Raw genomic sequence first — 9,906 nt, forward strand, 5'->3', positions numbered from 1 at the left:
GTATTTGGCAAATAAGCATTTATTTTAGATTAGGCTAGCAAGCCGCCGTAGCGCTGCGATGATGTAGCATTTCCAAAAGACCGAGAATCGAGGTACGAGATGAAGGGATTTTGGTCGACGCAGGCGAATGCTACATCATCGGTTTTGTATAAGAATAGTAGCCGATTTAATGGCACTCTCCTGTCAAGTTACAAGAAAGGTGAAACGAGCTACCCCCCTTAAATTTTCTGCTGAGCCGGCTATTATTTTTATACATTGTTGGCGTTCCGTTACTTCTGTTTAGATAAAACTCCTAATTGCTCACCCATTAAGATATGGTTGTAATATGTCCCATTTTCTTGCATGGGAGAGTTTATAGTGAAAGTAACCCCATCCTGAAAGATCACAATGAAATCCGATCCTCCAAATGCAAAGTGGCCAAGCATATCACCTTTTTTCACCTTTGTGCCTGGTGTAACATTATCTTCAAAATTTACTGACCCGACAGCTGCCATCCCAATAGGCATTAAAGCGACAAGTCCAAATTCATCGGTTTCCATGATAACGCAGCCTCTAGTCTCAATGGATTGCCATCCGGTTTTGGCTGATGGGTTAAATGCATACCTTTTGTTTTCCTTGTCCCACCAAAGTTGTCCACCTGTAGGGTTGATCCCTTGAATTATTCTTACTTCTTTTATTGTACCACTTAGAGGAAAGTGATACCTGTGATAGTCATTAACATTCAGGAATGAATGCGTAAATGTACCATTAACAAATGCGTCTTTGTACTGACTTTCATCACTGATAAGTTTTGAAATAGATTTGAGAGTAGCAGACTTCACAGGAACACCCTTTTTTTCTATCAAGCTCGAGTTACTATCTATTTCCCATACGCCCTGAGGTTCTGAGTCTGCAAATGATACCACTACAGAGTCTAATTCTGGACTTGCAATAGGCCTCATGTCAGGAGACTTCAAGTATCTTGCAAAGAACTGGTTGAATGTCTTCCAATTTGAAGGATCTTCATACCAACTGTTTTGCAACCCAAAATTAGGATCGTTTAATGCCATTTTATAGTATTCTTCATTCCAGGAATCTTCAGTGTCCAAATAAGCACCCCATGATTTGCTGAAAGTGACCAACCATTTGGCAAATGGTTCATAATACTGCAATGAGTTATTAACTAATCCCTTACCCTCCAATTCCGGAAGTGGTTGATCGATTAAAAAATAGAAGGCACAGAGTCCCTGGAATATATTATTAAATATTTCAGGATATTCTTCCTTTTTAACAATTGCCCAAGGCATTGTGGTTTCAGTCCACGTTACAAACTTATAGTATTCTTCAAGTGTCTGAGCTGGGTTCGTATTCCTGTCTGGATTAATTTCTTTCGCTTTCTGCAATGAAGATTCCAACATTGATTTTAGTGCTGGGTCACTTTCCACAAGAACAACTAATTCTTTAGTTGCTTTTCCGTATTCGATATCATTTTTGGGTGGATTACAGGAATAGATGCCAATAAGCATCAATGGTATGAGTAATAGTTGTTGAAATTGTTTCATTATAAATATTGTTTTCTTAATTGTTTAATTTTAGTTAATGAACGCCAACGGCTCGGCTAAGCGTAGTGCGGAGGCAAGGAAACGTTGAGTTTCCGTCTGCGCACGAAGCTAAACCTTATTGTTTAGTTTTATTTTTTCTTTTCCAAAGCTAAATCCATAAGATTTAGCGATTTAGTAAATATACACAGACCTTTCGTTTTTGCCCCAAAGTCCGCATTATGTTTAGGCATTGTTAGCAACCGTTATTTTACCTTCAATAACCGTTGTCGAGCTATATTTCTAAATCCTGTCCAAGCATTTACTGAGTCAAATGGTAAATCCTTTTCAATTTGGTTGTCGGTGAACCACGTTTTCCAATTTCTTCCTTTAGAAATTCCATTGTTAGAGGTCAGTTCAGAAACATTTCCGAGAATCCCATACAATCCATATATGTTCGCTCCCAAAGCCATTGCTTCGCATGTTGCAATTCCACATCTACTTTTCTTAATTTTCGTTTTGATATTTGAATGGAATTCTGCCGTATTAGATAAGTAATTGTACTTCTTTAATGTTTTTTTATTTTCTCTCAAAGTAGAGTCAATTCCATTAGGAAGATTTGAGCCCTTTCCAGCGATTAATTCCCATTCATTTTTGTTCGGTAGAATGTATTCAGGGACTAATATATTCTCTTTGGATATTATCCAATCGTAATTACCATTTGTATATTTTTCTATTGTAAAATAATTGTCCTTTGAATAAGTGAATTCGGGTTTAATCAGACCCTTTCTTATTAGTATTATTTCAGCAACCCTATCAGTTCTCCATTTACTATATAATTCTGCCTGTTTAAGAGAAATTCCAACAACAGGATACTCAGCAAAATGTGGTTGGGTAAAATATTGGTCATTTAATTTACCCGAAAATTTGGTGTTATCCCAAACCGATTTATCCAACTGTATTTGTTTAAATTCAATAGAGTTTTTTCCAAATATTCCTTCAGTCCAGTCTATAAATTCTAGGTACATTACATTGGTCGCTTCTGTTTCATCGGCATATAAATTGTCATTAATAAATATAAGCCCTGGTCCAGTAACTACTTCATATTGTTGATTGTCAATCATCAAATATTTAGTTGTATCACAGGATGATAAAAGGATAAAAAGAAGAATTAATGTTATTCTATAAATCATTTGCTGATAATGGTTGCTAACGGCTCGGCTAAGCGTAGTGCGGAGGCAAGGAAACTTTTTCGTTTCCGTCTGGCGACGCAGCTAAAGCTTATTGTTTTGCTTTTTCTTTTTTTGTTACAGAGCTAATTTTGAATATTTCGCTGACGCGTAATTTTCAATTTAGCGACTTAGTAAATATACACAGACCTATCGATTTAGCCCAAAAGTCCGCATTACGTTTAGGCTTTGTTAGCACACGTATTTTATTCAGTACTTATTAAATTACCGTCTTTATAATTTTCCGTTTTTTCCAGTTTTCCATCCTTATCAAAATATGCCCAAACACCATCTTTACTCATTCCATCATTATAAAATCCACTTTCTCTAATTTTACCATTTTCGTAAAATTTTGTAAAATTACCTGTAACAATCCCATTGTTATAATTAGTAATAAGCCTAATATTTCCATTTTTGTGATAGGCCACAATAGATTTGAAAGTTAGATTGTCGAGTGGAAATTTTGTTTCACGAGTTTTGTTTTGCTCTTTGTCAAAATCAACAGTTATTAAGTGGGTAAAATCTCTATACTTTACTTTTTTAATAAAACCAGTATTTTCATAATTCTCCTTAATCACTTCTCCTGGTTCCGGTATTATTTCATTTTCTGCTCCATAAGTTACAGAAGCCTTGGGCATTCGTTGAACTTTTATAATATTGACACTATAGATTCTAGTAAAATCATTTTTACTTAGGAAAGCAGTTTCAAAATAATCCTTTCCGTCTTTTTCACCCCCCAATGGAAATTGATAAGTAACATAATCAAGTTTCGTTTTTCCCTCAATGGGCACGACCATTTTTTTGTTGAAATTCTTAAAATCTATTTCTGCATGAGAAAGTGATGCATTTAAACCATCAACTGTTTTTTGAATATAATCTGCGCCGAATTTCTTTTGATAGTCCTCAATTCTTATTCTTATACTATCCTCAAATGAGCTTAAAAATTCAGTGTAATTCTTCTGTTTTATCAATTCCAAAACTGCCTTTGAAGTCTTTACGGCTTTCTTGTCATTTTGGGTAAATCCAATTTGAGTAGTTAAAATAACTATGATAAGTATGAATGTTTTTCTCATATGTGTGCTAACGTTGTTGTATAAGAATAGTTGCGGGTTTGTATGCGAGGATTTTCCGAAGGAAAATCAGACGTTACAAACACGCAACGACCTTTGATTAAGCACTAAACCGCAATTATTTTTATACGGTGTTAGGTACAGTTATTTTAAGATATCTTTTTCTAATTCATTTTTCAGGTATCTAGTAAATTCTAAATTCAGACTATTTGTTTTTTTATATAATTCAGTCATTTCTTTATAATACTTTCCAGTAATTTCAAAAATTTCTGTTTGAATATTATTTTGAGCTAAAGTCCGTTCATAATAGTCTTCAATTTCTAAATGATGCTTTTCATAAAGTTTTAGTTCATATTCCGAAATAGCTTGGTCCAATAAATATTGCATTTTTAAGGTTTCGATTGTCAAGTTTTTTTTCAATTCGTCAAACTCTTTGTTATTGTAAAATATGTTCAATTTATTTTCAATCACGTTGAAATCTAACTTATGTTTTTCAAGATTTTTTCTATGAGTTTTAATTTCTCCGATATTTTGAATGTTATACCCAGAAAAACTGAAGTTGACTATAGAATATAACCAAGTATTAAAAGTCTCAACTAATTCGTAAATTAAAATCCGTTTATTTTCTTGAATACTAAAACTTGCTTGTTTTTTTAAAGACAAATTAGATTTTAATATTTCCAAGTCTTTATTGAATTCAGACTTTACAGATTCAATTTCACTCGTTATTTTTCCGATATCTTGTTTTGTTGCAATGTTTTTTGCTTTTTCTTTTAAAAAAGTCGGTACGGAATTTCTAAAGACATAAATAGCAATTAGTATAATTACCTGTAATATTATTATGTAAATCGAGGTGTCGTTCATAATTGTACCTAACGGCTAGGCTATGATTAGTACGGGAATAAAAAAGCACTTTTGTTTCCGTTTAAGCGATTAGCCGAATCTTTTTGTTTGTTTTTATATTTTCTATTTAAAAGCCAAATCCAAAAGATTTGGCGGACTTTCTAAATATACACTAACCTTTGCTCAAAGCCCAAAACCCGTATTAATTATAGGCATTGTTGGCAACAGTATTTTTATTCATTAACAAACTCAATAGCTCTTTCCAGTATTTGGTCTTTTCCCGCAATAACTCCTTCAATTGTTGGATTTACTATTATGTCTATTTTCACTCCTTTTCGTTGAGCTTCTGTTCCGTCAGGGTAAAATATGCCTACACCAGATATTTGTGTTTTGTATCCGCCTACCATGTTAAATAAAACTACATTTCCGTTAGCTCCAGAAGTTTGACTACCAATGGTAGTAACATTATCTCCAGTTTGTAGGCACATTGCAGTAAACTCAAGTTGACTTTGACAGCTTTCATCAACTAACAAAATCACTTTTTCTATATATTTTAATCTGTCGTTACCACTTTTAAAAGTCTCAGACCAAATATATCTTCCTGGATAATCCAAATCAGTTACTATTGCTTTATAAAAGTCTTTTTTTTGCGAAGTAATATAGTTAGCAAAATAGTGTGGTGTGAAGGTTTTATATTTTCTAATATCAAAAATAATAGCTTTTGTATTTTTTAAGGTTTCCATTATTTTAGGGATTTCTTTAACTTCTTTGACCTTGCCAATGTTGATATAGCCGATATTATTTTCTAAAATTTTATATTTATCAGATTTAGATTCGGCTTTATACTTGAAGTCTTTAAACAGGTATCTTTTTATAGATTTTAAGGAGGTCTTTCCATTTCTGGTAATCTCGATTTTTACTGAGTCCGTTGTCCCATTTAGAGTGTAATAACTAGCATTGAATTTTTTTCTTGAAATATTTGAAGCGTTAATATATTTTTCCTGCTCTTTTAATATTGTTGCAATCTTCTTATCATTTACTTTTGTAATAATATCTCCTATTTGTAAATCATTTAATCTTGCCAACGAATCGTTATAGAAGCTTGTGATTATTGCTTTTTCATTTATTACCTTGAAATTTACAGGAAGATAGTAGCGACCAAAGAAAGAATATGTTTTTTCATTAAAATAAGTAGCATGGCTATCATCGCAACTAACTATTAATTCTAGCATTGCAAGATGTAAATCTAATTCTGTTTTGGGATTTAAAAATTTTGGAATCATTTTGGTTAAAATGACATCCCAATTCGTATCTGTTTGATATTTGGCTGGAAAAAAGTATTCTACTATATTCCAGTAGCGAAATAATGCAAGTATTCTGAAATTTTCATCTTGCCAGTCAAAACCTTTATAATCAAGTTCATTGTCTATGTAAATTGCTTTAGGTTTTTTCTTGTAATATGCCACGTAATGCTTTTCCCCTTGATGCCTGTTTAGCTCTACATATTTGAGTTTTTCTGAGAGTTCGGTTGTAAATATCTGCTTATTATTTATCCAATTTAAGTCGAAGTTTTTATCAAAATATTGAATGTCTTTTTCAGTATCACATTTTTTGCAGGGTTTAATTTCCCCTAGGCTTTCTATCCAGTCAATATAGACTTTTGATAGCTCCTTATTATTTGTTGCCGTTTTAACTTTTGGTAGAACTTTAAATAATTCTTTATCCCAGTTATAGGTCCCTTCAGCTACTTTTGGGTGGTAATATTTTAGAAATCCCCAAACTTTAGCAGTTGCTGAGAGTTTTTGTGTTTGAGTAAGCTCATTTTGGGCAAATATTGTAGGTGCGAAAACAAATATAAATAATAGAGAGAGTAATGTTTTCTTCATATGAACTTTCGAGTCAGAATTAGTTTCAAAAGAACATACATTTAATTTTAAAAGTGTTAAATATTCTTTAATTAGTAAAATTTTAAATGATTGTCAATATTGTTGCCAACGGTTTAGCTATGAACAGTACGGGAGCAAACTAGCGTTTGCTTTCCGCCACGCACATAGCAAAATCTTTTTGTTTTGATTTATTTTTTTCCTGTCCAGAGCAAAATCCAAAAGATTTTGCGGACTTCATAAAAATACACAAACCTTAGCGGTTAAACCCAAAGCCCGTATTGTTTATAGGTTTTGTTGTAGCACGTTTTTTTTTTTATACAATTTCGATTAAATTCCTGAAATCATCAATTACATAGTTAGGTTTTTGTTTTTCTAATTTTTCCCTTGTGTTGTTCCCATACGTTACTCCGCACGTATCGACATAAGCCCTTTGTCCCATTTCAATATCAAAAATTGTATCGCCAACAACTAAACATTCACTCAATTGATAGTTGTATTTATTGATTATGAGATTTACGATGTCAGGTGATGGTTTTTTGTTTTTGGCATCCTCTTCTCCACCTACAAATGAAAAAATATCATAGATGTTTTGCTTTTTGAGAATCTTAATTAATGCAGCTTTACCTTTACTTGATGCAACAGTTAAATTTATTCCTTTAGAATGAAAATCCAACAAGGTTTCTTTTACACCATCAAATAGAGAAATTGTATCGATTACAATTTCATTATAATGTTCACGATAAATCAAAGTCGCCTCCTCAATCAATTTTTCGTCAAGTGAAAAGGCTTTTTCGAAGGTAGTTTTCAGAGGTAATCCTATCAAACTTTCTATTAGATTTTCATCAACGTTTTGGAGATTAAAACTATGAGCAACAAATTTCATAGTTCGTATAATGCTTTCTTTTGTGTCGGCTAATGTGCCATCAAAATCTAGAATAAGAGTTTTATATTTCATTCTGGTTTACATTCTTTTCAAATGTGCTACAACGGTTCGGCTATGGCAAGTAGGGCAGGCAAGGAAACTTTTCGTTTCCGTCTGGTCTGCGAGCCAGAGCTTTTTGTTTTGTAATTATTTTTATTTTTTTAATTGCCAAATCCAAAAGATTTGGCGGACTTAGTAAACAAACCCAAGCCCTTAAATATAGCACTTTTCGCCCTATTTGCTATAGCCATTGTTGTGGTGTCGTTTTTATTATTTTCACTTCTAATTCCGTTTTGTAATTCAATCCGTTTTTCCTTTGTCCTTGTTATAATATTTTTTAGAATTCGATACAATTAGTAAGTAAGGTATTCCGATTATCATTGCAGTCCAAGAAGCATAATTTTGAATACTTGGGTTTTCAGTTAATTTAGCGATTAAATATCCCAAAATGATAATTAAAGCCATTCCAAACATTGCATTCCGAAATACATTTGCAATTCCCTCTATATTGTATTTTTCTTTATCTTTTTTCGGCATAGTATTATAGCCAGCAATCAGCCAATACATTTTCCCATATTTTATTAAAATTCCGAGAACGATAAAAAGAATTGCTACTCCAATCATATTTTTTATTTTCAAAATTCAGTCAGTTTATTTTGTGTTTTTTCTAAGTCATAATTGGTTCCCTCAAATGCAGTACAACGGTTTAGCTATGCGTAGTGCGGAGGCAAGGAAACATTTTCGTTTCCATCTGCGCAAGAAGCTAAATCTTATTGTTTAGTTTTATTTTTTCTTATCCAAAGCTAAATCCAAAAGATTTAGCGACTTCATAAATATACGCAGACCTTTCGGTTTAGCTCTAACGTCCGCATTACGTATAGGTTTTGTTGGCAAATCGTTTTTATTTTATCCATCCCTTATAGGTAATAACTAGGCCAAAAAGTCCCAGTAAAATCCCATACAAGAAGTCATTCGATTCTTCATATTCATTTAAAAAAATTAGTTTGTCCATCTGCGCATTCGTTAGCACATTCACCTCCTTTTTCCCGTAAATTGTTTCGCAAATTAGTCTATTGCCCTTTTTTATGAATACTTGGCCATTATATTGTAATTTATAAAATCCGCCTCTCCGTCCGAGATTATCACAGTCCATTGGCGTTTCAAGCACTTTAGCTGAAACAACATTATTCTCCTCGGTTATTCTCTTTTTAACAATTCCATTATTCAATATGATAACAGTTATTATGAGCATAAATAGTCCGCCGATAATAAGTCCTTTGGTTAAAATAAATGTTAGGATTTTTGATTTCAATTTTAAAGGGTCAAAATGTTTGCCAACGTCTCGGCTATGGCAAGTAGGGCAGGCAAGGAAACTTTTCGTTTCCGTCTGGTCTGCTAGCCAGAGCTTTTTGTTTTGTAATTATTTTTTCTTTTTTAATTGCCAAATCCAAAAGATTTGGCGGACTTCGTAAACAAGCTCAAGCCTTTAAATATAGCACTTTATGCCCTATTTGCTATAGCCATTGTTAGGCATAGTATTTATTTTCCTAATCTCTTATTTTTAAGTTCAAGTCCTTTTTTTGGTATTTCATAAAGATTGTCAAAAACATTTTCAATTATTTCAATTGCTAGTTTTAAATGCATTTTTGATGGTATTGTTAATTCATGAAGTGCCTTATTGCCTAAAAATCTATGTTCATGTAAAATGTCTGCATTTTCCTTTGTCAGTTTTCCATTTTCATGTAGCCCGTTGATTTTCCCTTGTAGCCCGGAACTTTTCTTTTTTATCTCTGTGCCATCTTTTTCTTTAACGGTTATAGTTCCATTTTTTATATTATTATCTTCACAAAGTCCCTCGACGATTGCTCTAATTCCAGCAGCAGATAACGTCAAATTTCCATTATTATAAGTATGAATTGTTTCCTTATAAATCTGTTTAATATTATGTGGGACATGCCAATATTCTTTAATAGATAAGGTGCCATATTCTCTCTTCGGATATAATTTCACTATGTCAATTGGACTGCCGTCATAATCAGTATTTTCCGAATTGATTTTATGAGATTTGAAAGAAATAGTATCGCAGCCCAAACATTGGATTATTTCATAATTACTATTCCAATCAAATGTATTGTATTGGTCCATTGGCTCCGAACCTGTTTCATAGATTGAAGATAACACTTGGTGATTTGTGTCAGTCGTACAATTTGAACATAAAATTCGATATTTTTTATCTACAGTTTTGTCCTTATCAATTTGAATTTTCATCTATAAGGTTTCTCTTTTTATATTATGCCTAACGTTCACGGCTATTTGCAGTTGTGGCCCTAGCCACCATTGCATATAGCCCATGTTGTATGGTGTTTTTTTAACTCCTTAAAGTTAAAAAATAAATGAACAGGTTTTTGACCCAAGCATTAGCTAGTATTACCTTTATTT

Annotated in this window: 9 protein-coding genes; all 9 read right to left on the reverse strand. The window is 32.6% G+C overall.

The features are described 5' to 3' along the window. Positions 1–269: 269 nt before the first annotated feature. Positions 270–1,541, reverse strand: coding sequence for a phosphatidylserine decarboxylase (locus tag ABJF52_RS04135; protein ID WP_348146700.1), 1,272 nt, complete (start codon positions 1,539–1,541; stop codon positions 270–272). Between the two features lie 242 nt (positions 1,542–1,783). Next, positions 1,784–2,710, reverse strand: coding sequence for an SUMF1/EgtB/PvdO family nonheme iron enzyme (locus ABJF52_RS04140; RefSeq protein WP_348146703.1), 927 nt, complete (start codon positions 2,708–2,710; stop codon positions 1,784–1,786). Between the two features lie 242 nt (positions 2,711–2,952). Beyond that, entirely contained in the window at positions 2,953–3,819 is an 867-nt protein-coding gene (locus ABJF52_RS04145) for a hypothetical protein (protein WP_348146706.1), read from the reverse strand. Positions 3,820–3,960: 141 nt separating this feature from the next. After that, positions 3,961–4,680 (reverse strand): hypothetical protein, encoded by a 720-nt coding sequence (locus ABJF52_RS04150; protein WP_348146709.1) that lies wholly within the window; start codon positions 4,678–4,680, stop codon positions 3,961–3,963. Positions 4,681–4,892: 212 nt separating this feature from the next. Continuing rightward, complete coding sequence (locus ABJF52_RS04155; protein ID WP_348146712.1) at positions 4,893–6,545, reverse strand: S41 family peptidase; 1,653 nt, start codon at positions 6,543–6,545, stop codon at positions 4,893–4,895. Positions 6,546–6,858: 313 nt separating this feature from the next. Further along, positions 6,859–7,500 (reverse strand): HAD family hydrolase, encoded by a 642-nt coding sequence (locus tag ABJF52_RS04160; RefSeq protein ID WP_348146715.1) that lies wholly within the window; start codon positions 7,498–7,500, stop codon positions 6,859–6,861. A gap of 267 nt (positions 7,501–7,767) precedes the next feature. Continuing rightward, positions 7,768–8,091 (reverse strand): DUF3784 domain-containing protein, encoded by a 324-nt coding sequence (locus ABJF52_RS04165; protein ID WP_348146718.1) that lies wholly within the window; start codon positions 8,089–8,091, stop codon positions 7,768–7,770. A gap of 277 nt (positions 8,092–8,368) precedes the next feature. Then, positions 8,369–8,779, reverse strand: coding sequence for a hypothetical protein (locus ABJF52_RS04170; protein ID WP_348146721.1), 411 nt, complete (start codon positions 8,777–8,779; stop codon positions 8,369–8,371). Positions 8,780–9,006: 227 nt separating this feature from the next. Next, positions 9,007–9,735 (reverse strand): DUF4145 domain-containing protein, encoded by a 729-nt coding sequence (locus ABJF52_RS04175; RefSeq protein WP_348146723.1) that lies wholly within the window; start codon positions 9,733–9,735, stop codon positions 9,007–9,009. Positions 9,736–9,906 lie beyond the last annotated feature (171 nt).

Origin of the sequence: Aurantibacter sp. (genome assembly GCF_039941195.1) — a bacterium.
Taxonomy (GTDB): domain Bacteria; phylum Bacteroidota; class Bacteroidia; order Flavobacteriales; family Flavobacteriaceae; genus Aurantibacter_A.